We start from the raw sequence: 26,036 nt of genomic DNA, 5'->3' as shown, positions 1-26,036 counted from the left end.
GAATCTCAAGGAGTTTTCCGTTTCGACTGCGCCGGAAGTGGGGCGAATTATAGAGACTCAGAATCTGCCGTCAACCCCTAATTTGCGTTTTCTATCAAGAGAGGGAAAAGGCAGCATCTATATAGAGGCGAACGTATCGCTGTCACTAACATGCCGATACCGCCAGCACATCAGCCAATCACCTTCGCATACACCGACCGGTCGATATTCCCCCCGGACAGAATCACCCCAACCTTCTTCCCCTCCATCTTTCCACGCTCCTGCATCAACGCCGCCAGCGCTGACGCACCCGCGCCTTCCGCAAGGTTATGGGTATCGGTGTAATACACGCGCATGGCTTCGGCAATCTCGCCTTCGCTGACCGAAATGATCCTCGCCGCCCCTTCCTTATAGATGTCGAACGCCTGCGCAATCGGCTTGCGCACAGCCAGGCCATCCGCGAAGGTATTCGCCGAAGCAGTTTCGCAGATCATGTTCGCTTCGAACGACAACTTGGCAGCCGCAGCCTCCGTCGACACAACCCCCACCACTTCGGTATTCAGCCCTAGCGCGTCTCGGGCAGCAATCACCCCGCAGATCCCCGATCCGCAGCCGATAGGCACGTAAACCGTATCCATATCCGGCGCCGCACCAAATAGCTCCAGCGCATAGGTCGCCACGCCCTTGACCAGCTCAACGTGAAACGGCGGAACCAGAAACAGGCCATGCTCCTGCGCCAGCCGTGCCGCTTCTTCACGGGCCTCGTCGAAGTCACGCCCGTACTCGACAACCTCACCACCAAAGCCGCGCATGGCATTGTTCTTTTCAAGCGAATTGCCTTGCGGTACCACGATCAATGCTTTCAGACCCGCCGCCTGCGCTGCCAGCGCCAGACTCTGACCGTGATTGCCACGTGTCGCAGAGACGATACCTTGGACAGCCGGATGTTCACGACGCAGCCAGTGCATAAACGTGATGCCGCCACGCACCTTGAAGGCACCGGTCGGCGTGTGATTTTCATGCTTGACCCAAACGGTGCAGCCCAACCGCTCGGCCAGCAACGGCCAACGGTATTGAGCGGTGGCCGGCATCACCTGGTAAACCTGGCGGGCAGCGTTTTCGATGTCGTCGCGAGTGAATGCGTGCATATAAGTGGCTCCTTGGACGTTAGCTCAGTCTAGGGACGCAAGCGTCACGTCGGCTTTCAAAAAACTGACCTGACTTTTATCCGACCTCTTCTCTACTATGGTGCTCATGAACCATCGAAACCGTCGCCACCTCATAACCGTCGCCGAACCGATACGTCGTATCGAAGCCGGCCCATGGGCAATCGAGCTGCTGCCGGGCGCAGCCTACTCGGCGCGGTACGTGGCGACCCAGTCAGCGATCGGCTTTGCCTTCGACAGCCAGCGCGGCGTGCACGCCATTGGCACTGACCGGATACGCCCCTTCGATGCGATGCCCAATGGCCTGGCGTTTGTTCCGGCTGGATGTGACGTACTGTCCGAGTCGCCCATGGGCGGCGAGTATCTGCGGGTGATACGTACCGACGGCAAGACATTGGCCGGTGACCATGCGTTCAACAATCGCATCGACCCTCAGGCCATTCACCTCGCGTCGCGAATGCGCAGTGCACTGCTGCAAGCCTCTCTGGGGGATGACTGGGAAAGCTGGGCGCTTGGTCTGGCGGAACGGGTGGAAGGTCATGAAGCCTTCACTCATCAAGGCTCGATCACCGGCAGCAGAATGCGCCTGCTGGATGAATTCATCGACGCAGGCCTCGATAGCCCCCTCGGTGTCCCGGCGATGGCCCAACTGCTGGGTTTGTCCGAGGGTTACTTCATGCGTGCCTTCAAGCAGGCAATCGGCAAGAGCCCCCACAGTTACCTGATCGACAGACGACTGGCCAAAGCCCGAGCGTCAATGCGCGATACAACGGACAGTCTTTCGCAGATCGCCCTCGCCTGCGGCTTCAACTCACAGGCGCATATGACCACGGCCTTCAAACAGCGCCTCGGCGTGAGTCCGGCGCAATTGCGCACAGATTCGCGCCATAGCTCTGCTACCGACAAACAACATTCTTCTATATAGAAGAAGCGACCACTTGCCCCCGTCATTCCGGCAAACAACCGATGAGGTCCGTTTAATGAGCAAGGCGCCCTACGCACCACCCAAGGTCTGGAAACACATCGCTCCGTCCGGCGGCCAGTTCGCCAGCATCAATCGCCCGATTGCCGGGCCGACGCACGACAAGACGCTGCCGACCGGCAAGCACCTGTTGCAGCTGTATTCACTGGCCACGCCCAACGGCGTGAAAGTGACCATCCTGCTTGAGGAGTTGCTGGCGCTCGGACACACCGGCGCCGAGTACGATGCCTGGCTGATCCGCATCAACGAAGGCGACCAGTTCTCCAGCGGCTTTGTCGAGATCAACCCCAACTCGAAAATTCCGGCGTTGCTGGATCACAGCGTAGAACCGGCCATTCGCGTCTTCGAATCCGGCTCGATCCTGCTCTATCTGGCGGAGAAATTCGGTGCACTCTTGCCCACCGACCTGGCGGGACGCACCGAAACCCTGAACTGGCTGTTCTGGCAGATGGGCTCGGCCCCCTACCTGGGCGGCGGTTTCGGACATTTTTATGCCTATGCGCCGGAAAAGCTTGAATACCCGATCGACCGATTCACCATGGAAACCAAGCGGCAGCTGGATGTGCTTGATCGCCGCCTGAGCGAAAGCCCCTACCTTGCCGGCAACGACTACACCATCGCCGACATCGCGGTCTGGCCGTGGTACGGGCAACTGGTGCGCAACAACGTCTACTCGGCCGCCGAGTTCCTTTCCGCTCACGAATACACCCACGTGCAGCGCTGGGCGCAAGAGATTGCCGAACGGCCTGCGGTGATTCGTGGGCAGCGCGTCAACCGGACGTGGGGCGATGAAGCGAGCCAGGTTCCGGAACGGCATCAAGCAGGCGATCTGGATTGAGGCTCGCCTGACACCACACAACGCCTGCATAACTCGGGCGTTGTGTTCATCAAATCCTTCCCGGCGCCATCCTCGCCAATCAGGCCGTCTGCCGGCGCATCGTAAGAATCGCCGCTCCGAAGCCAATGAACGTAGCCCCCACAACCCGACTGACCCAACGGGACAGTGCAGGCCGGGTCAGCACGCCCTTGGCTCGGGAGGCGAGCGCGGCGTAGAGCGTCAGGGATGTCACCGATAACGCCATGAAAATCGAGGTGAGGATCAGAAACTGCGGCAGCAAAGTCGCGCCCTGATCGATGAATTGTGGAAACAGTGCGGTAAAGAACATCGTCGCCTTGGGATTGGTCACGGCCGTCAGGAACGCTGACTTGTACAGTTTGCTGCGAGTAGGCCGGACCTTTTTCGACTCATCTTCAACGCTCTCGGGGAGCATCGACCCCTTTTTGAACAACTGCCGGATCCCGAGGTAGAACAGATAACCGGCACCGATGATTTTCACCGCGTTGAACAGCATTTCGGAACTGGCCAGCAACGCCCCCAGGCCCAGCATCGCCGCCGCCGACAAACAGAACAGACCGCTGGCATTGCCGAGAGATGACCAGATCGCGCTGCGTTGACCATGGGCCAGGCTGTTGTTGATCGCCATCAGGGTCGCAGGCCCTGGGCTGGCGATGGCAATCGCGGCAACCAGGGTGAAGGCCAGAATCGAGTGAGAATCCATTTTCCATGCTCGTTGGGGTGAAGTGCTCGCATATTACAAGAGCGCGCGAGACAACGGGCCACTAGGCTTTACTTCTCGGTGTAAGCAGCCCAATGATGGAAAACGGCACCGACCTCGAATAACGACAACGGAGGGTCGTCCAGCGATCATGAACATTCTTTACGACGAACAGGTCGACGGCGTTTTGCCCGACGTCGACAAAGCTGCACTGTTGCAAGCCCTGCAGCGCCAGTGGCCGGATCTGGAAGTCCTGCATCAACTTGAAGAACTCAAGCCGTATGAATGCGATGGCCTCTCCGCTTATCGCACCACGCCCTTGCTGGTGGTACTGCCACGGCACATCGACGAAGTTCAGGGCGTATTGCGCATCTGCCACGAACGGCGGGTGCCGGTGGTAGCCCGGGGTGCCGGGACCGGTTTGTCCGGCGGCGCCCTGCCGCTGGAAAAAGGTGTGCTGCTGGTGATGGCGCGCTTCAACAATATCCTGCAGATCGACCCTGAAGCCCGTACCGCGCGGGTTCAACCTGGCGTGCGCAACCTGGCGATTTCCCAGGCCGCTGCGCCGTTCGGGCTGTATTACGCGCCTGATCCTTCCTCGCAAATCGCCTGCTCCATCGGCGGCAACGTGGCAGAAAACGCCGGCGGCGTGCATTGCCTCAAGTACGGTCTGACCGTGCACAATCTGCTCAAGGTCGAGATCTTAACCGTCGATGGCGAACGCCTGACATTGGGTTCGAACGCGCTGGATTCCCCCGGCTTCGATCTGCTTGCACTGTTCACCGGTTCCGAAGGCCTGCTCGGCATCATCACCGAAGTCACGGTCAAACTCTTGCCCAAACCCCAGACCGCCAAAGTACTGCTGGCGGCGTTCGACTCCGTGGAAAAGGCCGGTCGCGCAGTGGCTGACATCATCGCGGCCGGCATCATTCCCGGCGGCCTGGAGATGATGGACAACCTGGCGATCCGCGCCGCCGAAGATTTCATCCACGCCGGTTATCCGGTGGATGCCGAGGCCATTCTGCTTTGTGAACTCGATGGCGTTGAAGCCGATGTCCACGATGATTGCGCGCGAGTCCGCCAAGTGCTCGAACACGCCGGCGCCACCGAACTGCGCCAGGCCCGGGACGAAGCCGAGCGTGTGCGATTCTGGGCAGGACGCAAGAACGCCTTTCCCGCCGTGGGCCGGTTGTCGCCGGACTATTACTGCATGGACGGCACCATCCCCCGCCGCGAGTTGCCCGGCGTACTTCACGCGATTGCGCAGCTTTCAGCCGAATATGGCTTGCGGGTCGCCAACGTATTCCACGCCGGCGACGGCAACATGCATCCACTGATTCTGTTCGACGCCAATCAGCCCGGTGAACTGGAACGTGCCGAAGCGCTGGGCGGCAAGATCCTCGAATTGTGCGTGAAGGTCGGCGGCAGTATCACCGGTGAACACGGCGTGGGCCGGGAAAAAATCAACCAGATGTGCGCGCAGTTCAATCGTGATGAGCTGACCCTGTTCCACGCCGTAAAAGCAGCCTTCGACCCCGGCGGCCTGCTCAATCCCGGCAAAAACATTCCGACGCTGCATCGCTGCGCCGAATTCGGCGCCCTGCACGTGCACCACGGGCAACTGCCCTTCCCCGAGCTGGAGCGGTTCTGATGGGTGAAACGAAGGATTACGATGACAGCGCCGCGTTGCTTGAACAGGTCAACCGGGCACTGGAAAGCGCCACGCCGCTGCGCATCCAGGGGGCCAACAGCAAGGCGTTTCTCGGACGCATCGTCGCTGGCGAGATTCTCGACACCCGCGCCCATCGCGGCATCGTCAGCTACGACCCGACCGAACTGGTGATCACCGCACGTTGCGGTACCCCGCTTGCAGAACTGCTGGCCGTGCTGGACGCCTCGCAACAGATGCTGGCGTGCGAACCACCCGCCTTCGCCGACGACGCCACGGTCGGCGGCATGATCGCCACGGGCCTGTCCGGGCCGCGTCGGCCATGGTCGGGATCGGTGCGCGATTTCGTGTTGGGCACGCGGATCATCACGGGTCATGGCAAACACCTGCGCTTCGGCGGCGAAGTCATGAAAAACGTCGCCGGCTACGACCTGTCGCGCCTGATGAGCGGCAGCTATGGCTCGCTGGGGGTCATCACGGAAGTTTCGCTCAAAGTGCTGCCCAAACCGCGCGCATGCCTGAGCATCTGTCTGGAAATGACCCGCGAACAAGCCCTGCTGCGTCTGGCCGAGTGGGGCCAGCAGCCGTTGCCGATCAGCGCCGCGTGTCACGATGGCCGGCAATTGCGCTTGCGTCTGGAGGGTGGTGAAGGTTCAGTGGCGGCCGCCCATGATCGCCTTGGTGGCGAGTTGATCGACAGTTCGTTCTGGGCCGACCTCAACGAACAACGGTTGGGCTTCTTCGATGAAGACCAACCGCTCTGGCGCCTGTCCGTGCCGCTGAACACGCCGCCGCTCAACCTGCCCGGCGAGCAGTGGCTTGACTGGGGTGGTGCGCAACGCTGGCTCAAATCCACGGCCGAAGCGGCGACCATTCGCAAAGTGGTCGGCGAAGTCGGTGGCCATGCGACGTGTTATAGCCACGGTCTGATCGACGAACCGTTCCATCCTCTGGCGCCCGCCCTGCTGCACTATCACCGCCAACTCAAACGACAACTCGATCCCCGGGGCATTTTCAACCCCGGGCGTCTGTACGCGGAGCTTTGAGCCATGCAGACCACCCTCAGCCCGCAAGCCCGACAACTGCCCCGCGCCGAAGAGGCCGAAAGCATCCTGCGCACGTGCGTTCATTGCGGATTCTGCAACGCGACCTGCCCGACTTATCAATTGCTCGGCGATGAACTGGACGGCCCGCGCGGACGTATCTATTTGATCAAGCAAGTGCTCGAAGGCAACGAAGTCACGGCGAAAACCCAGCAACACCTGGATCGCTGCCTGTCCTGCCGAAGCTGTGAAACCACCTGCCCTTCCGGCGTGGATTATCACAACCTGCTCGACATCGGTCGGGCGGTGGTCGACGCCGCCGTCCCGCGGCCGCTCGGGCAGAGACTTTTGCGTGAAGGGTTGCGAAACATCGTGCCCAATCCACGTTTGTTCAAAGGGTTGGTCAATGGCGGTCAGATGTTCCGGGCGCTACTGCCCGATGCCCTGCAAGACAAACTGCCACGCGACGCGGTGATGCCCGCACCACGTCCCGTCATCCGCCATGCACGGCAAGTGCTGATGCTGGAGGGTTGCGTGCAGCCGGGTTTGTCACCCAATACCAATGCAGCAGCGGCACGGGTGCTGGATCGTCTGGGCATCAGCGTGATCCCGGCCCGCGAGGCTGGTTGTTGTGGCGCGGTGGATTATCACCTTGACGCCCAGGCCACCGGCCTTGACCGCGCCCGTCACAATATTGATGCGTGGTGGCCGGCCATCGAGCGGGGTGCCGAGGCGATCGTGCAGTCCGCCAGCGGTTGCGGTGCGTTTATCAAGGATTACGGGCATTTGCTCGGTGCCGATCCGGTCTACGCCGAGAAGGCAAGACGTGTCAGCACGCTGGCCCGGGATCTGGTGGAAGTGCTGCGCGACGAACCGCTCGATTCCCTCGGTATCCACGCTGATCAGCGCCTGGCCTTTCACTGTCCCTGTACTTTGCAGCACGCGCAAAAACTGGGCGGTGCGGTGGAGTCGGTGCTGACTCGACTGGGCTTCAACCTCACGGCTGTGCCGGACGCACATCTGTGCTGTGGCTCGGCGGGCATTTACTCGCTGACCCAGCCAACACTGGCCCGGCAGTTGCGCGAGCAAAAACTCAACGCCCTGGAAAGCGGCCATCCGGACATCATCGTCACCGCCAATATTGGTTGTCAGGCGCACCTAGACGGTGCCGGGCGCACGCCGGTCCGGCACTGGATCGAGCTGGTGGATGCCGCGTTGCCGTCGATGACCGGGGCGTAGGATCGCCGTCGAGGGCCAAACGATGGGCGAAAAAAAACCGCCTTTGCGGGGCGGTTTTTTCGACAAGCCTCAGTTTACGGCTGGGGCTCGGTGTGTCTCACTGGCCACACTGACGTAAACGGATGGTATTTATCTTTATCGGTTCCTGCAACACCTTTTGCCTACTTGAAATGCCAGCCATGAAAACCCGAGAAACATTCTTCGGGGCACGGCACCAACCATAACTAATGGCAGAAATAACAATTAACAAAGTATGCAGCCTCACTTCATCCGAAACAACAAAGTCAGTCTTGGACAGGCTGTTTTCTGGGTTAGTATGCGGGCGCTCACATTGCAGCGAAGCAGCGAGGTCTGGTCGGCGACCCTACAGGTTTACGCCCTCCGACACGGTTTTTGCACCCGTGCCGGAATGATGTTTCGGGGGGACATCAACCGGCCGCCTCACTGGTCACGCTGACGTGTAGACCCAAGGCACACATGATCCGGTAAGTGCGCTGGAGGTTTGGCCCCCGACCTGGAGGCCAAAACGTATGAAGCTGTTGCTGCGTACGCTGAGCCTCGTATGGAGATCGTTTCAAGCGTTCCGCTTTTACGAGTTCCTGCGAGACCATTTCAACGACCTGAAATAACCGGTCGTTGATGCGGGAAGAAGCCCGTTTCAGTTTCGGCTGAAACGGGCTTTTTTATGCGTGTTAATAGCTGTCATAAGTAGGACTTCTCTGAAATTCTCTGTAGGACATTTCATTAATCACTTCGAAGACCTACAAACTTATTACCGCGACACGGGCAGCACCCTTCGCGCCACGCCACTCAACCTGGTTATGAGCTAATAGCCCCTTCATTAAACCGTCGCTCAAACGTTGTACTAGGATAGGATCCAATTTCCCGATTTGTGGTCGCCGGCCAAGGACATCAGCCGGAGAATCGGGAAAGCGCAATTCCCCCATTGCTACTCATGGATGAAACACATGAACTCACATCTGTTCCCTCACATCGGCAAAGTCATCGCCAGCACCGGCAGCCGGCATTTTCCGCGGATGCTGCATGACCTGATCCTCACCCAACTGGCCGTGGATGCCACACATATCCGGCAGATGCGCGTGGAGCCGGTCGGACGCGCGCAACCGCGCACCGACCCTGAATGCCCCAAAGAGGCGGCACTGACGGCCGAGACGGTGTACTCCGAACTGAGCACCGATCCCGGCAGCAGCGACGTGCCCGCCCCCGAACCCTCCACGGTCACCGATGCTTCGCAGTTGCACCTGACCCGGCGCAAGGACGGTTACCGTTATGTGATTTCCGTATACCGCTGCGGCCCGTCCAAGCGGTTTTCCGCCCGGGAGCGCAGCCTGTTACAGGACATCTCCCCGGTATTGCTGCCGATGGTGGAAAAGCACATCCACGCGCTGCAACCGGCAAATGCGGATCCCGAGGCGCAAGCCGCAGCGACCGAAGCATCGCTGCAAGGCCTGGAAACCCTGCGATTGCGCTTCTGCGAGCGCGTGCAGCAACTTGGCCTGAGCCTGTCCAACCGTGAAATGGAAGTGTGCGTCGGCCTCCTCGCCGGTCGCACCGCGCCTGAACTGGCCGAGCAGTTGCAACTTAAGGTCAACACTGTCGAGAGCTACCTCAAGCGCGCCGCGATCAAACTGGGGATCAGCGGTCGCCATTCGCTGATGCGCTGGATGTATTCACCTGAAGATTGCCCGGCCGCCTGCGACCCATCCAACGCGGCCTGATCGTTCGCACGCCTGTAAAAAAACCGCCATCCTGCCAGGGATGGCGGTTTTTTTCATGTCCGCCCCCTCAGTCCCGCGCCAAGGCCTCGATCGGGTCGAGCCGCGACGCATTGCGCGCCGGCACGAAGCCGAACACGATGCCGATCAGCGTCGAACAGATCACCGCCGTGAGCACCGAGGTCAGCGAGAACACCATTTCCCACTCCTTGATGAACAACGAGAACAGATGGCCGATGGCGTAACTCAGCGAAATACCGATGGCCCCGCCGAGCAGACAGACCATCACCGCTTCCACCAGAAACTGCTGACGAATGTCCGACTGCCGCGCCCCCACCGCCATGCGAATGCCGATCTCGCGGGTACGCTCAGTGACCGACACCAGCATGATGTTCATCACCCCGATGCCGCCCACCACCAGCGAAATCACTGCAATCAACGACAGCAACAGCGCTAGCGAGCGGCTGGTTTTCTGCACGGTCTGCATCACGCTGTCGAGGTTGTTGGTAAAAAAATCCTTGGTGCCGTGACGCTGCAGCATCAGTTTGTTGACGTTGTCTTCCACCACCTTGCTCGGCTGGCCGTCCTTGATCCGCACACTGATGCTGTCCAGATAACGCTGGCCCAACAGCCGCCCCGCTGCGGTTTCATAGGGCACCCAGACGTTGAGCGACTTGCTCGACGAGAAGATGTTCTTGTTCTCCGCCGCCACACCGATCACGGTGCACGGCAGGTTGCCGATCAGGATCACCTGCCCCAACGGATCGACGCCCTCGCCGAACAACCGATGGCGGGTGTTGTGATCGATCACCACCACCTGCGCCTGGCGCCGGGCATCGCTTTCGCTGAACGCAATGCCCGACTCCATCTTGATTCCGCGCACTTGGAAGTACAGATCGCTGACCCCGTTGACCTGGGCATCGAGGTCGATGTTGCGATAGCGCAGCAACAGATTGCGCCCAACCACTGGCGTGGCACTGTCGACGTAGTACAGCTGATTGAGCGCCGTCACATCCGCCGGCACCAGGGTTTCGATGGCCGCCGAACGGCTGTCGCCGAAACTGGTGCCGGAATAGATATCGATGGTGTTGCTGCCGATGGCCTGAATGTCCTTGAGCACATAGCGCTTGGCCCCTTCGCCGATGGCCGATATCGACACCACCGAGGTGATGCCGATGACGATCCCGAGCATGGTCAGCAAGGTGCGCATCCGATGGGAGATCAGCGCGACCCAGGCCATGTTGAACGCTTCCTTGAACAACCCGAGGCTGGCCACCAGACGCCGCGCTGCCGTGGATTTGGGCACCGCGTCCTCATTGGTCAGTGCCGTGGTGTCGCGCTCGTTGCGGCGGTCGCTGAGGATTTCGCCGTCGCTGACTTCGATGATGCGCTCGGCGTTGGCCGCGACCTTAGGGTCGTGGGTCACCAGAATCACCGTGTGCCCGGCCGCGTGCAGCTCCAGCAGAATCCGCATCACCTCCTTGCCGCTGGTGGTGTCGAGGGCGCCGGTCGGCTCATCCGCGAGAATCACTTCGCCGCCGTTCATCAGCGCGCGGGCGATACTCACCCGCTGCTGCTGACCGCCCGATAGCTGGCTCGGGCGATGGGTCAGGTGCCCTTCCAGCCCAAGGCGCGCCAACAACTCACGGGCCCGCGCATGCCGTTGTGGCTCCGGCGTGCCGGCGTAGATCGCCGGCATCTCGACGTTGTGCATCGCACTCAGGTGCGGCAAAAGGTGATAGCGCTGGAAGATGAAGCCGAAATAGTCACGACGCAGTTCCGCCAGCGCCTGATTGTCCAGATCACGGGTTTCCCGGCCGTTGATCCTGTAGCTGCCGGCCGTGGCGTAATCGAGGCAGCCGAGGATGTTCATCAAGGTCGATTTGCCGGAGCCCGAAGCGCCGATGATCGCCACCATTTCCCCGGCATGGATCGTCAGGTTGATGTTCTTCAGCGCCAGAAATTCACGGTCGCCCGCAGTGAAACTGCGGCTGATGCCGGTCAGTTGCAACAGAGGTTCGGTCATGCTCATGCCCCTGCCACTTTCGTCACCGGATCACCGATCACCACCCGGTCACCTTCGGCCAGGCCGTCGTTGACCTGCACCTTGACGTTGTTGTTGATCCCGGTCTGCACATTGCGCGACTGCGCCTGGCCCTTGGCGTCCAGCACCCGCACCGGGAAACTGCCATCGTTGTTGCGCGGGCCCAGCGCGGCCACCGGAATCGTCAGCACCGATTTCGCGGTGTCGAGCACCACCCGCACCTGGGCCGTCATGGAAATGCGCAAGCGGTGATCGGGATTGGGCACCTCGAACAGCGCGTTATAGAACACCGCGGTGTTCTGTTTCGGCGTGCCGGCGGGCGGGGTTTCCAGGAAGTTCTGCGGCGCAGGCTCGGTACCGCGCAGCTTGCCGTAATAACGCTTGTCCTCGCCGAGAATGGTGAAGTACACCTCCTGTCCCGGCGCGATGTGAATGACATCGGCCTCCGACACCTGAGCCTTGACGGTCATGGTGTCCAGGTCCGCCAGTTTCAGCAGGATCGGCGCCAGCTGGTTGGCGATCACGGTCTGGCCTTCCTGGGTCACGATGCCCACCACGTCACCATCGATGGGCGCGACGATCCGCGTGTAGGCCAGGTTGACCTTGGCCGTGTCGATCTGGATATGCGCACTCTTGATCTGCGCATCCAGCGACAACAGATTGGCCTGCTGCACTTCGTAGTTCGATTGCGCGGTTTCGAAATCCTGCCGCGAGATCGAGGCGTCCTCCTGCAGATTCTGATAGCGCTCGTAGATCGCCTTGGTCTGCCTGACCTGAGCCTGAGTCGCCCGGCGCTGGGCTTGCAGATTCTCCTCATCGACCTGTGCCTGACGCAGGGTGTTCTGCAGCACCAGAGGGTCGATTTCCGCCAGCCACTGGCCCTTCTTGACCTTGTCGCCGACCTTGACCTTGAGCGACTTCAACTGCCCCGAAACCTGGGCACCGACGTCCACCTGCTTGATGCCCTCCAGCAAACCGGTGGCCAGCACTGCGTTTTCAATGTCACCGCGTTCGACCGTGGCGGTCAGGTATTGCGGTGCCTCGGCGGGCGCCTGCACCGTGTAGAACACCAACCCGGCCACCAGCGTCAACGCGATACCCAGACCGACTTTGCGCAACTTCGACTGTTCCATAAATGACCACAATTCCGTTCAGGGTTGAGCCCGGCCAGCGGCCGGGTTCCAGGATAAAGACTTCAATCAGGACAACACTTGACCCGCCGCCACCGTCAGCCCGTCATGCCACCACGCCGCGAGACTGAAGACGTTGGGCGCCTTGAGAATCGTGAAGTGGTTGCCGGGGCCGTACCACACCGCCAGATCCCGGGCCTCGCGCTGCCAGCCTTCGAGCATCGCCGCCTGTTCGCGCTGATTGCCTGATGCGTCCAGCGTCGGGTCGTCCACCAGCGCCAGACGCACCGGCCCGGTGTAGGCCAGAGCCGGTCGATAGACCGTGCGCAGCGCGGTGGCGAAGGTGCGTACCGGGCCCTGCATCGCGTCGAATGACGCGCGTTCGGACAGCACCCCCGCGTGCACCATCCCGTCATGCAGCAGGCGCATTTGCGTGGTGTCGTCAGCTTCGGCAAAGGCCAGTGCATCGATCCCCAGAGACTTGCCGCTGGACAGCTGCAGCGACTCGATCAGCCGCAACAACGCCGCTGTCGTGGTGTAAGGCTTGCCCACGACACTGTTGCCGCCCGGTGATTCGCTGTCGATCAGGCTCAGAGACGCCACCTCGCGCCCCGCCGCCTGCAACTGCGCCGCCATGGCGTAAGCCACCCAACCACCGAACGAATGCCCGATCAGATGCACCGGTCCTTGCGGATACAACTGCTCAAGTGCCCGCAGGTAGAACGTGGCGGCGCTTTCAACCCGGCTGTGCGGCACCGTCGCGCCGTCGAGGCCTCGCGGTTGCAGCCCGTAAATCGGCCACTCCGGCCCCAGCGCCTCGGTCAGATGGATGAACCCGGTGACACTGTCGCCAGCCCCCGGCACACAGAAAATCGGCGCATGCCCGGCGTGACCGGTCTGGATCGTCAGCATTGGCTGATAGGCTCGGGATTCGATGGCAGTCGAAGCCTGCAATGCCTGGCTGAGCGCCTGACCGAGCACCTGCACATGCGGCGCCTGCATCATGCTCTGGTGATCGCCCGGCACATCGATGCAGCGCAGCAGCGTGGCCGGAATCTCGTCCGACCAGCCCAAAGTCGGGTGACGACGAGACAACTCCGTCGGATGCTCCTGCGCCCGGAACAGGTGCAGCGGCAAGCCCAACGGATTGATTCGGTAGTGCGCCAGCGCATGCCCGTGGGCGACCTCGCGGTCGAGGTAGTGCCAGAGGTCTTGAGGCGCGGCGGCGGCCATGTCCGGGTGCAGCAGTTGTTCTTCCCGGCAACGGCTCAACAGCGGCTGGAAGTCGATCTGTTCCAGCTCGGTCTGCAACAGCGCCAGATGCGCCAGCGCGGTTTGTCCCGCCTCGCCGCGCGTGGCCCAGTACATCGTGCAATGCTGCAGCAACTGGCGCTTGTGCGCGTGCTCGTCGTTCCAGCGCGCCTTGCCCTGATCGGTCAGGCGCGGCACGAAGCTATCGATCAGGCCGACGAAGGACACCGCCTCATCCATGCCCAGCAACTGCATCGCCACTTCATAGGCCAGCACCCCGCCGAACGACCAGCCGGCCAGGCGATAAGGCCCTTGCGGCTGCACCGAACGGATGATTTCCACCATGCGCGCGGCGAGGCATTCCATGGTGCGCAGCGGTGCCTTGCCGAACGGAATGCCCGGCAGGCCGTAGATCGGGAAATCGCCGTCGATGTGCAAACCCAGCGCCGGGAAGTAAGCGTCCAGTCCGCTGAATTCATGGACCAGGAACAACGGCACACCGGTGCCACCGGCACGCACCACGACCAACCCGTCGTCCTGCTGCTCGGTGCCCGTACGCTGGCTGAGCAAGGTGCCGAGCGACTCGATGCTGGCGTGCTGGAACAGCTCGGCCAGCGTCACCTCCAGCCCGTTCTGCTGCATCAGGTTGACCAGACGAATCGCCAGCAGCGAGTGCCCGCCCAGTTCGAAGAAGTTGTCGTGACGACCGACCTGTTCAACCTGCAACACCTCGGCCCACAGCTGCGCCAGGATTTCCTCCAGCGGATTCGCCGGGGCTTCGTAGACGCGGCTGAGCAGTGCGTCCTGCGCCGGGATCGGCAAGGCTTTGCGGTCGACTTTGCCGTTGTTGTTCAGCGGCAAGGCGTCGAGTTGAACCCAGGCTGACGGCACCATGTATTCCGGCAGACGTGCTTGCAGTTGCCCCCGCAAACTGGCGCTGTCGACGCCCTCTTCGGCCGTGAAATACGCCACCAGACGCAGCGGTTCCTGACCGTCTTGACGGGCCAGCACGATGGCTTCCCTGACCCCTTCGCAGTTCAGCAGACGGTTTTCGATTTCCCCCAGTTCGATGCGGAAGCCGCGGATTTTCACCTGATCGTCGTTACGGCCGATGCATTCCAGTTGGCCCGGTGCGAGCCAGCGTGCGAGGTCGCCGGTGCGGTACAGCAATGCGCCCGGTTGCTCGCTGAACGGGTCTTGCAGGAATTTCTCGGCGGTCAGGTCCGGGCGATTGAGGTAACCCAACGCTACGCCCTGACCGCCGATGTACAGCTCACCGGTTACGCCCATCGGCACCGGTTGCTGACGGGCGTCGAGCACATAGACCTGGGTGTTGGAGATCGGGCCGCCGATTGGCACGCTGTCGGCATCTTCCGCCACTTCGCGCACTTCGAAGGTTGTGGCGTAGGTGGTGGTTTCAGTCGGGCCGTAGCAGTGGACGATGCGCAGGTTCGGCGCCTCGGCCAGCAAGCGGCGGAAGGCGGCCGGATCGGCGCGTTCACCGCCGCACAGCACAATGCGCAGGCCCTTGAGGGCTTCGGGGATCAACTGCACGTACTGGTTGAACAGCGCGGTAGTGACAAACAGGATCGTCACGCCGGTGTTGGCCAGTTCACGTCCGAAGGCCTGCGGATCAAGCAAGGTCGCATGGTCGATCACCACCACTCGCCCACCGTTAAGCAGCGGCCCCAAGACGTCCATGGTGCTGGCGTCAAACGCCGGGTTGGAAGCGAATGCCACGCGATCCTGCGGGTTGAAATCGGCATAGCCGTTGTTGATCACCAACCGACCGATGGCCCGATGCGGCACCATCACGCCCTTAGGTGTGCCGGTGGAGCCGGAGGTGTACATGATGTAGGCCAGGGATTCGGAAGACTGCGGCAAATCCGGGTTGTGGACCGGTTGCGCGCCCAGTTCGAGTAGATCCAGATCGACCCGGTGCTCGGTGTAATCAACCGCCTCAGTGCTCAAGGTCAGCAGCGCTTTCGCCCCGCAATTCTCAACCACGAACGCCTGCCGCTCTGTCGGCGCGTTGATATCCAGCGGAACATAAGCCGCCGCGCACTTGCCGATGGCCAGTTGCGCGATCAACAGATCCAGCGAACGCGGCAACAGAATCGCCACATGCTCGCCCGGTTGCACGCCCTGCCCGATCAGATAATGGGCCAGTTGGTTGGCCCGTTGATTCAGTTCGTCATAGGTCAACGTCGCGCGGCCATGCACCGCCGCCAGAAGTTGCGGACGCAGTTTCACTTGCTGTTCGAACAAACCATGAACCGTCGACCCCGACGGGTATTCGCGCTGGGTGGCATTAAACCCGACCAGCAACTCCCGACGCTCATCCGGCGGCAGGATCGACAACTGATCGACGCCCAATTGCGGCGTCTGCTCCAAAGCCTGCAGCAGGCTGCCAACCGCAAGGTGCATGTAGTCACAGATCCGCCCGGCGTCGATCCCGGCCGTGGTCAACGCGGTCAGGCTGAAGTCTTCGCCCAGGTCATCGACGCTCAGGCTCAGGCGGTAGTTGCTGCGCTCTTCGGCATCGAGCAACTGCATGCCCTGCCATGCCGCCAGGACCTCAGCGGACGGCGTGCCCCCGCCACCACTGTGGCGGTAATTGAACAACGCATTGAACAGCGACGCCCCCGGCGCCATGGCGCTGCAACGCTGCACCAGCGCCAGCGGCGCGTGTTCGTGATGCAGCAAACGATTCAAGCGCTGATGGGTCGCCAGCACGGCCTCCCTCACCGAATGCCCGCCCAGATCGATGCGCAGCGGCAAGGTGTTGATGAACACCCCCAGCGCCCGTTCGGCACCTTCACCGCCGTGCAAGCGGCCGAGCAGCACCGTGCCGAACACCACGTTTTCACGCCCCGACAGTTGCCCCAGCACGTTGGCCCAGGCCAGGTGCATCAGGCTCGCGGCGCTGATGCCCAGACGTCTGGCCTTGACCCTGACTCGCTGACTCAACGCGGTGTCCAGCAACCGCTGCGCATGCCCGTTGCCGCTGTCCGCGACAGAGCCCTGGCCATACGGCAGGGTCGGTTCGTCGATATCGCCGAGCATGTCGCGGAAGAACGTTTCATGCTGCTCCTCACTCAACCCCGAGCGCGTGCGGGCGACGTAAGTGCGATACGGCACCGGTTCGGCCAGGTGCCGCACCTGGCCGAGCAGGACTGCCTGCATCTCGTGGCGCAGCACTTCCAGTGCAATGTGATCCATGACCAGGTGATGGAACAGCAACAGCGCCACCACGCGCCGGTTGACCGCATCCCAGCCGTGCACCACGCGCATCAGCGGCGCCTGAGTAACGGCCATGCGGTATTGCCGGGCATCGAAGCGGCTGCGTAACTGGCTCAGCGCATCGACTTCACCAACGTCCAGTTCGACCGTTTCGCACACCAGCGATGCCTGGCGCCAGACCACTTGCACCGGCTCTTGCAGACCGTCCCAGAACAGCGACGTACGCAGGATGTCATGGCGTTCGATCACGGCCTGCAAGGCTTCGGCGAACACTCGCAGACGTGACTCATCGGCAAAGGCGAACTGCGCCTGCAGCACATACGGATCGCCCTGTGGCGCCGACAGGTGATGGAACAGAATGCCGGCCTGCAACGGCGCCAGCGGGTAAATGTCCTGCACGTTGACCGCGCCGCCGGGGATGCTGGCGACGATGCGGTCGATGGCGGGTTGATCCAGCGCAACCAGCGGCAGCATGGCCGGGGTGATGTGTTTGCAGTCCGGCGCAATACGGTTGACCGGGACTTCGGTCTCCGTCTCATCGCCGACTGCGGCGGCCAGTGCGGCGAGCGTCGGCTGATTGAACAGCACGCGCACGTCGGCGGCCAGACCGACATGGCGCATCCGCGCCACCAGGTTGACGGCCATCAGCGAATGCCCGCCCAGTTCGAAGAAGTTGTCGTGGCGACCTACCCGTTCCACGTTGAGCAGTTCGGCCCAGAGTCCGGCGAGGAGGATTTCCACCTCGCCGACCGGGGCTTCGTATTCGCGGGTGATGACTGCACTTTGATCCGGCGCAGGCAAGGCCTTGCGGTCGAGCTTGCCGTTGGGGCTCAGCGGCAGTGCGTCCAGATGCACGAACACTGCGGGCACCATGTAATCCGGCAGGTGTTCCAGCAGATGACTGCGCAGCACATCGATTTCCAGCCGGGTGCCGGTGTAGTAAGCGACCAGACGTTTGTCTCCCGGCACGTCCTCGCGGGCCAGCACCGCCGCTTCCTGCACGCCACCGATGTCGGTCAGGCGGGACTGGATTTCACCGAGTTCGATACGCAGGCCTCGGATCTTCACCTGATCGTCGTTGCGGCCCAGGTATTCGATGTTGCCGTCGGCCAGATAGCGGGCGACGTCGCCGGTGCGGTACATGCGACCGTTGGGCTGGAACGGATCGTTGAGGAAACGCTCGGCGCTCAGCTCTGGGCGATTCAGGTAACCGCGCGCCACTTGCACGCCACCGATGTACAGCTCGCCGACCACGCCTTGCGGGACCGGTTGTTGCTGGGCGTCGAGGATGTACATTCGGGTGTTGGCGATCGGTTTGCCAATTGGCGTATTGTCCGGCGTTTGCTCCAACGGTCCGGCGCAATCCCAGGCCGTAACGTCCACTGCTGCTTCAGTCGGGCCGTACAAGTTATGCAATCCAGTGCCAGGCAATTGCTGCTTGAAGCGCCGCACCAGACCGCCCGGTAACGCTTCACCACTGCACATCACCTGCCGCAAACCGTAGCAACGCGCGGTCTCGCCATGGGCGAGGAACACGTCGAGCATCGACGGCACGAAGTGCAGCGTTGTGATGCGTTCACGCTCGATCACTTCGCTCAGGTACAGCGGATCCTTGTGCCCGCCCGGACGGGCCATGACCAGTCGCGCGCCGGTCATCAGCGGCCAGAAGAACTCCCAGACCGAGACGTCGAAGCTGAACGGTGTTTTCTGAAGCACTGAATCTTCAGCCGTCAGGCGATAAGCGTCCTGCATCCACAGCAAACGGTTGACCACCCCGGAATGCTCGTTGATCACGCCTTTCGGTTGACCGGTAGAGCCGGAGGTGTAGATCACGTAAGCCGTGTGCTGCGGAGTCAGTCCATCGACGGACAAGTTGTCGGCCGACAGCGATTGCCAGGTTTGGTGATCCAGATCGACCACCGGCACCGAAACCTCACCCAACAACCCGCGAGTCGAGCCCTGCACCAGCACCGCGGACGGCGCGCTGTCTTCCAGCATGTACGCCAGACGCTCCAGCGGATACGCCGGATCCAGCGGCACATAACCACCGCCGGCCTTCAGAATGGCCAGCAGCCCGACTACCATTTCCAGCCCCCGCTCGACGCAAATCGCCACTCGCGCATCCGGGCCAACACCCAAACCGCGCAAGTGATGCGCCAAACGGTTGGCCCGAGCGTTCAGCTCGGCATAACTCAGTCGCTGTTCACCGGAAAGCACCGCCACAGCCTGCGGCGTCCGCGCGACCTGCGCCTCGAACAGACCATGAATGCTTTGCTGAAGGTCGTAATCAACGTCAGTGGCATTGAAGCCATGCAGCAAATGCCGACGCTCCTCCTCCGCCAACACATCCACCTGCTCCAGCAGTGCCTGATCGTTGCCGACCATGGCCTGCAACAACTGCTGCAAGTAACCGGCATAACGCTGAACCGTCGATTCATCGAACAGCGCCGTGGCGTATTCCAGCGAACCCCGAATCACGCCTTGGGCCTCGCCCAGCGTCAGCGACAGATCGAACTTGGCGAAGTGGCTCGGCTCGGCCACGCCTTCCAGCGTCAGGTCACCGAGGGCCAGCGTTGCACCGCTGCCGCTGTCCCAGCTCAGCAGCGTCTGGAACAACGGGCTGTGAGACAGGCTGCGCACCGGCCGGGTGATTTCCACTACCTGTTCGAACGGCAGATCCTGATGGGCCTGCGCTTCCAGCGTGCACGCCTTGACCCGCGCCAGCAGCGCCTCGACGCTCAGCGCGCCCGAAGTGTCGATGCGCACGGCCAGCGTGTTGACGAACAGCCCGATCAGCCCTTCGATTTCCGCCCGGTTACGGTTGGCGACCGGCGAGCCGATCACCACGTCCGACTGCCCGGACAAGCGACCGAGCAACATCGCCCACGCGCTCATCACCGCCATGTACGGCGTCACGCCGTGGCGTTGGCACAGCGCCTTGAGGCCTGCGCTCAAACGTTCATCCAGCCTGATGTCGACACTGCTGCCTGCATAATCTTGCTGGGCCGGGCGTGGACGATCGGTCGGCAACATCAACAGTGCCGGCGCACCGGCCAGGGTCTGCTGCCAGTAATCGCTCTGACGCTGCAAGACTTCGCCGCTCAGCCAGCGGCGCTGCCACACGGCGTAGTCGGTGTACTGCAACGCCAGCGGCGGCAGCGGATCGGCCGCGCCATGGCTGAACGCCTGATACAGCGCCATCAATTCGCGGGTCAGCACACCCATCGACCAGCCATCGGAGACGATGTGGTGCAGGGTCAGCAACAGCACATGATGCTCATCGGCGAGTCGCACCAGACGCCCGCGAATCAGCGGATCGTCCTGCAAATCGAACGGCCCCGAGGCTTCGCCCTGAATCAGCGCCTGCAAGGCTTCGTCGGCCTGCGGGTGCTGGCGCAAGTCTTCGACCCGCAACAGCACACCGCTGTCGAGCGGCGCGATCAGCACCTGGGCTTCCTCGTTGAACTGGGCAAAACGGCTGCGCAGGGTTTCGTGACGCTCAACGATTCGCGCCAGTGCCCGTTGCAGGGCCGCTTCATCGAGGCGACCACGCAGGCGCAGGCCGAGCGGAATGTTGTAAGCGGTGTTGGCGCCTTCCAGCTGGGACATGAACCACAAGCGTTGCTGGGCGAACGACAACGGCAACGCGCCCTCGCGTGGCGCCGGCCTGATCGCCGGTTGCGTGCAGCGTCCGGCCTCGGCCAGTACCTCGGCCACAGCGGCGAGTTCGGCGTTGGCGAACAGCTCGGCGAGGGTCAACTCCACCCCCAGCCGCTGACGTACCTGAGACAGCATGCGCATCGCCAGCAACGAGTGGCCGCCCAGTTCGAAAAAGTGATCCTGACGCCCGACCTGCTCGACTTGCAGCACTTCGGCCCAGATCTGCGCCAGGGTGGTTTCCAGTTCACCTTGCGGCGCCTGATAGTCGCGGGTGAACAAGGCGCTGCGATCCGGCACCGGCAGAGCCTTGCGGTCGACCTTGCCGTTGGCGGTCAGCGGCAGCGCGTCGAGTCTGACGAACGCCGCCGGCACCATGTATTCCGGCAACTGGCTCAGTAAGTGCGCCCGCAGGTCCGCCACGGCCAGCGGTTCGACCTGTGGCTGTTCGGTGAAATACGCCACCAGCCGCACCTGGCCGGGTTCGTCCTCACGGGCCACCAGCACTGCTTCCTGAATACCAAGTAGCTGGTTCAGTCGGGTTTCGATTTCGCCGAGTTCGACACGTACGCCACGGATCTTCACCTGATCGTCGTTACGCCCCAGGTACTCGATGGAACCGTCGGCGCGCCAGCGAGCGAGGTCGCCAGTGCGGTACATGCGCCCATGATTGAACGGATCGTTTACGAAACGTTCTTCAGTCAGATCCGCACGATTCAGGTAACCCCGGGCCACACCGGCACCGCCGACATAAAGCTCCCCGGCCACGCCGATCGGCACCGGACGCAGCTGCTCATCGAGCAGGTACACCGCCGCGTTGGCGATCGGTTTGCCGATGTGCAGCGCCTGCCCCGCTTCGACGATGCCCGAGGTGGCAACCACCGTAGCCTCGGTCGGGCCATAGTTGTTGACCACATCGAACGACTGCTGACGGTTGAACTGACGCAAGCGATCGCCGCCGATCAGCAGCGTGCGCATGGTCGGGTGTTCGAGGTTCTGGCTGAAGGCGTATTCGGCCACCGGTGTCGGCAGGAAGCTCACGTCCAGCGGCTGCGCGCACCACCAGTCGAGCAGCGCATCCACGTCTTCGCTGCCATCGCGGGCCGGCGCCAAGTGCAGGGTCGCGCCGGCACACAGGGCCGGCCAGACTTCCCAGGCCATGGCGTCGAAGCCGAAACCGGCAAGGCTCGATGTGTGGCGACCGGCGCACAGATCGAATGCTTTGCAATGCCAGTCGACGAGGTTGCTCAGGGTGTGATGTTCGACCATCACGCCCTTGGGCAAACCGGTGGAGCCCGAGGTGTAGATGACGTAGGCCAGGTGTTCGCTGGTCATGCCCGGCACCTGCGGATTACCGGTCTCGGAGTCCGGCCAGGCCTGCAAATCGAGGTCGATCACCGGGACGTTCAGCGCCGGCAGGCGTTCACGCAGATCACTCAGGCACAGCACCGCCACTGGCGCGCTGTCGCTCAGCAGATAGTGCAAACGCTCCGCCGGGTGCGCCGGATCCACCGGCACATAACCGGCGCCAGCCTTGAGAATGGCCACCAGCCCGACCAGCGTATCCAGCCCGCGCCGGGCAACGATGGCCACGCGATCATCAGGGCGAACGCCCAGTGCGATCAGGTGATGAGCCAAGGTGTTGGCCTGCCGGTTCAGTTCGGCAAAGGTTAACGCCTGCCCCTGGCAGACCGCCGCAACCGCTTCGGGTCGCTCGATCACTTGCGCTTCGAATCGCTGCGCAATGGTCAGCCCCGACACAAACTTCGCGTGCGTGTCGTTGAACGCAACCAGCAACTGCTCGCGTTCGTGAGCCTGAACCATGTCGAGCTGTTCCAGCGCCGCCTGATCGTTGGCAACCATCGCGCGCAGCAACTGCTCGAAGTAGCCGGAGTAACGCTGGATGGTCGACTCATCGAACAACGCCGTGGCGTATTCCAGCACGCCGCGAATGCCCTCCCGGGTTTCGCCGAGGGTCAGCGACAGGTCGAACTTGGCGAAACGGGTCGGGCCGGCCACGCTTTCCAGCGCTAGTTCACCCAGCTCCAGCGCCGGTCCGACGCTGTTCTCCCAGCTCAAGGTGTTCTGGAACAACGGGCTGTGGGACAGGCTGCGCGCCGGCCGGGTGACTTCCACCACTTGTTCGAAGGGCAGGTCTTGATGGGCCTGCGCCTCAAGCGTGCACGCCTTGACCCGCGCCAGCAGCGCCTCGACGCTGAGCTCGCCTGACGTGTCGATCCGCAGCGCCAAGGTGTTGATGAACAACCCGATCAGCCCTTCGATTTCCGCCCGGCCACGGTTGGCAATCGGCGAGCCGATCACCACGTCCGACTGGCCGGACAAGCGACCGAGCAACAGCGCCCAGGCGCTCACCATCGTCATGTACATCGTCACGCCATGGCGCTGGCTCAGCGTCTTGAGCCCGGCGCTCAGTGGCTCGTCCAGCCGGAACTCGACGCTGGCGCCGGTGTAATCCTGTTGCGCCGGACGCGGACGATCGGTCGGCAGCACCAGCAAGGTCGGGGCCCCGGCCAGATTCTGCTGCCAGTAATCGCTCTGCCGTTGCAGCACTTCGCCGCTCAACCAGCGGCGTTGCCAGATCGCGTAATCGGCGTATTGCAGCGCCAGCGGCGGCAGCGGATCGGCCTGGCCATGGCTGAACGCCTGATACAGCGCCATCAGTTCACGGGTCAGCACGCCCATCGACCAGCCATCGGAGATGATGTGGTGCAGGGTCAACAGCAGCACATGGTGATCGTCGGCCAGCCGGACAAGACGCCCGCGAATCAACGGATCGTTCTGCAAATCGAACGGGGTCGAGGCCTGTTCACGGATCAACGCCTGCAAGGCTTCGTCGGCGCGTGGATGCTGACGCAGATCTTCGACCCGCAGCAGTACCGCGTCGTCGAGCGCCGCGATCGTCACCTGCACGTCATCGTTGTGCGGGACAAAACGGCTGCGCAGGGTTTCGTGACGCTCGACGATCCGCGCCAATGCCTGTTGCAACGCCGACTCGTCGAGAGGACCACGCAGGCGCAGGCCCAGCGGAATGTTGTAGGCGGTGTTGACCCCTTCCATCCGCGCCAGAAACCACAGCCGTTGCTGGGCGAACGACAGCGGCAGCGCACCGTCGCGAGGCACTGGGACAATCGCCGGTTGCGAGCTGCGCCCGGCCTGGGCCAGCACCTCGGCGACCGCCGCCAGTTCGGCATTGGCGAACAGCTCACTGAGGGCCAGCTCGACGCCCAGGCGTTGGCGAACCTGGGACACCATGCGCATCGCCAGCAGCGAGTGGCCACCCAGTTCGAAGAAATGGTCCCGGCGCCCGACCCGCTCGACCTGCAGCACTTCGCCCCAGATCTGCGCCAGCGCGGTTTCCAGTTCGCCTTGCGGTGCTTCGTACTCGCGAGTGAACAGCGCCGCGCGATCCGGCGCCGGCAAGGCCTTGCGGTCGACCTTGCCGTTGGCGGTCAGCGGCAACGCATCCAGTCGCACGAACGCCGCCGGCACCATGTACTCGGGCAATTGCGCCAACAGGCACGCGCGCAGCTCAGCCACCGGTTGCGGTTCGACCTGGGCCTGTTCGGTGTAATAGGCAACGAGACGCGGCTGGCCGGGTTCGTCTTCACGGGCCAGCAATACCGCTTCCTGAATACCGGGGAGCTGGTTGAGACGGGTTTCAATCTCGCCCAGCTCGATGCGCACGCCGCGAATCTTCACCTGATCGTCGTTGCGTCCCAGGTATTCGAGAGTGCCGTCGCTTTGCCAACGTGCGAGGTCACCCGTGCGGTACATGCGCCCGCTGTTGAACGGATCGTCGAGAAACCGTTCGGCCGTCAGCTCGGGACGGTTCAGATAACCCCGGGCAACCCCGGCGCCACCGACATACAACTCCCCCGCCACCCCGATGGGCACCGGACATTGCTGTTCATCCAGCAGATACACCGTGGCATTGCTCACTGGCCGACCGATATGCAGCGCCTGTCCGGCGTCGACCTTGCCCGAGGTCGCCACCACCGTGGCTTCGGTCGGGCCGTAGTTGTTGATCACATCGAAATGCTGGTGACGGCTGAACTGCCGCAGGCGATCCCCGCCGATCAGCAGCGTGCGCAAGGTCGGGTGTTCGAGATTCTGACTGAAGGCGTATTCGGCGACCGGGGTCGACAGGAAGCTCACGTCCAGCGGTTGCGCACGCCACCAGTCGAGCAAGGCGTCGATGTCTTCGTTGCCGTCGCGGGTCGGGGCCAGGTGCAGGGTCGCGCCGACGCACAGGGCCGGCCAGACTTCCCAGGCCATGGCATCGAAGCCGAAGCCGGCAAGGCTTGAAGTGTGGCGACCGGCGCACAGGTCGAACGCGCCACAGTGCCAGTCGACAAGGTTGGACAGGGTGCGGTGTTCGACCATCACGCCCTTGGGCAGACCGGTCGAGCCCGAGGTGTAGATCACGTAGGCCAGATGCTCGTTGGTCAGCCCCGGCACCTGTGGGTCGAGGGCCAGGCTCAGTGGCCAGGTGCGGCGGTCGAGGTCAATCACCGGGACGTCCAGCGTCGGCAACCGATCGCGCAGATCGCTCTGGGTCAGCACCACCACCGGGGCGCTGTCGCTGAGCAGGTAGCTCAGGCGTTCGGCCGGATGCGCCGGGTCGACCGGCACGTAACCGGCGCCGGCCTTGAGAATCGCCAGCAGTCCGGCCAGCGTATCCAGCCCTCGGCGGGCGACGATGGCCACGCGATCATCAGGGCGAACGCCCAGGCTGATCAGGTGATGGGCCAGGGCATTGGCGTGCAAGTTCAGTTCGGCGTAGGTGACCTGTTCACCGAGGAACACCGCCGCCACCGCTTCCGGTCGTTCGATGACTTGCGCCTCGAAACGTTGGTGAATCGTCAGCCCTTGCGGATAGTCGGCCTGGGTCGCATTGAAGCCGCGCAGGATCTGCTCGCGCTCCGCGTCCGGCAGGATCGGCACCTGACTGATCGGCGAATCCGGCGCCTGTTCCAGCGCGGACACCAGACCGTTCAGGGCACCGAGCATGTAATCGCACACCCGCTGCGGATCGACCTCAGTGGTGGCGAGCAAGGTCAGGCTGAAGGCGTCGCCCAGGTCATCGATACTCAGGGTCAGCGGATAATTGGTGCGTTCTTCCGAGTGCAGGGTGGTGATGCCTTCCCACGCCGACAGGGTTTGTGCGCTGGCCGACCCGGCGCCATGGCTGTGACGATAATTGAGCAAAGCGCTGAACAGCGGCGTCGGTGCGGCCACGCTGCTGCAACGCTGGGCCAGCGCCAGCGGCGCGTGTTCATGGCGCATCAACGTGGTCAGGCGCGCGTGGGTCGCCTGCACG

General features: G+C 62.6%; 11 protein-coding genes (1 of these 11 only partly in view). 6 read left to right on the top strand and 5 right to left on the bottom strand.

From position 1 onward, the window contains the following. Nucleotides 1-170: 170 nt before the first annotated feature. Nucleotides 171-1,127 carry a threonine dehydratase gene (locus tag AC1Q9F_RS18115; RefSeq protein ID WP_492620544.1) on the bottom strand — a complete coding sequence of 319 codons (957 nt, stop codon included), beginning with the start codon at nt 1,125-1,127 and terminating at the stop codon, nt 171-173. Nucleotides 1,128-1,224: 97 nt separating this feature from the next. Between AC1Q9F_RS18115 and AC1Q9F_RS18110 the strand changes: the two genes are divergently transcribed. Further along, nucleotides 1,225-2,070 (top strand): helix-turn-helix transcriptional regulator, encoded by an 846-nt coding sequence (locus tag AC1Q9F_RS18110; protein WP_492620543.1) that lies wholly within the window; start codon nt 1,225-1,227, stop codon nt 2,068-2,070. A 55-nt stretch (nt 2,071-2,125) separates the two neighbouring features. Then, the gene (gene yghU, locus AC1Q9F_RS18105; RefSeq protein ID WP_492620542.1) at nt 2,126-2,965 is read left to right on the top strand and encodes a glutathione-dependent disulfide-bond oxidoreductase; all 840 of its coding nucleotides are present in this window, start codon (nt 2,126-2,128) and stop codon (nt 2,963-2,965) included. Nucleotides 2,966-3,044: 79 nt separating this feature from the next. Here the strand turns inward: yghU and AC1Q9F_RS18100 are convergent, their stop codons facing one another. Next, on the bottom strand, nt 3,045-3,686 hold the full coding sequence (locus AC1Q9F_RS18100) for a LysE family translocator (protein WP_492620541.1): 642 nt from the start codon (nt 3,684-3,686) through the stop codon (nt 3,045-3,047). Between the two features lie 148 nt (nt 3,687-3,834). Here AC1Q9F_RS18100 and glcD point away from each other — a divergent pair, with 148 nt between their 5' ends. The 4 genes from glcD (at nt 3,835) to AC1Q9F_RS18080 (ending at nt 9,373) form a co-directional block, all read left to right on the top strand. Continuing rightward, a complete protein-coding gene (gene glcD / locus AC1Q9F_RS18095) occupies nt 3,835-5,334 on the top strand; it encodes a glycolate oxidase subunit GlcD (RefSeq protein WP_492620540.1) in 1,500 nt (499 codons plus the stop codon). Then, a complete protein-coding gene (glcE, locus tag AC1Q9F_RS18090; protein ID WP_492620539.1) occupies nt 5,334-6,398 on the top strand; it encodes a glycolate oxidase subunit GlcE in 1,065 nt (354 codons plus the stop codon). Before glcD ends, glcE begins: the two co-directional genes overlap by 1 nt. A 3-nt stretch (nt 6,399-6,401) precedes the next feature. Further along, complete coding sequence (glcF, locus tag AC1Q9F_RS18085; RefSeq protein WP_492620538.1) at nt 6,402-7,634, top strand: glycolate oxidase subunit GlcF; 1,233 nt, start codon at nt 6,402-6,404, stop codon at nt 7,632-7,634. A 968-nt stretch (nt 7,635-8,602) separates the two neighbouring features. Beyond that, nucleotides 8,603-9,373: a helix-turn-helix transcriptional regulator gene (locus AC1Q9F_RS18080; RefSeq protein ID WP_492620537.1), complete on the top strand. Its 771-nt coding sequence runs from the start codon at nt 8,603-8,605 to the stop codon at nt 9,371-9,373. Between the two features lie 67 nt (nt 9,374-9,440). Here the strand turns inward: AC1Q9F_RS18080 and AC1Q9F_RS18075 are convergent, their stop codons facing one another. The 3 genes from AC1Q9F_RS18075 to AC1Q9F_RS18065 all read right to left on the bottom strand — a co-directional run. Next, nucleotides 9,441-11,396, bottom strand: a complete 1,956-nt coding sequence (locus tag AC1Q9F_RS18075; protein ID WP_492620536.1) for a MacB family efflux pump subunit — start codon at nt 11,394-11,396, stop codon at nt 9,441-9,443. A 2-nt stretch (nt 11,397-11,398) separates the two neighbouring features. After that, entirely contained in the window at nt 11,399-12,547 is a 1,149-nt protein-coding gene (macA, locus tag AC1Q9F_RS18070) for a macrolide transporter subunit MacA (RefSeq protein WP_207985827.1), read from the bottom strand. A gap of 66 nt (nt 12,548-12,613) precedes the next feature. Further along, nucleotides 12,614-26,036: the 3' portion of an amino acid adenylation domain-containing protein gene (locus AC1Q9F_RS18065; RefSeq protein WP_492620535.1), read on the bottom strand. Its footprint extends 1,226 nt past the window's final position; 13,423 of the gene's 14,649 nt are visible here — the last part of the coding sequence; its start codon lies beyond the right edge, outside the window; its stop codon occupies nt 12,614-12,616.

This window comes from Pseudomonas sp. GW823-FHT04A03, assembly GCF_058796615.1.
Note: the sequence above shows the minus strand (reverse complement) of the source record. Positions and strands in the feature narration are given on the sequence as shown.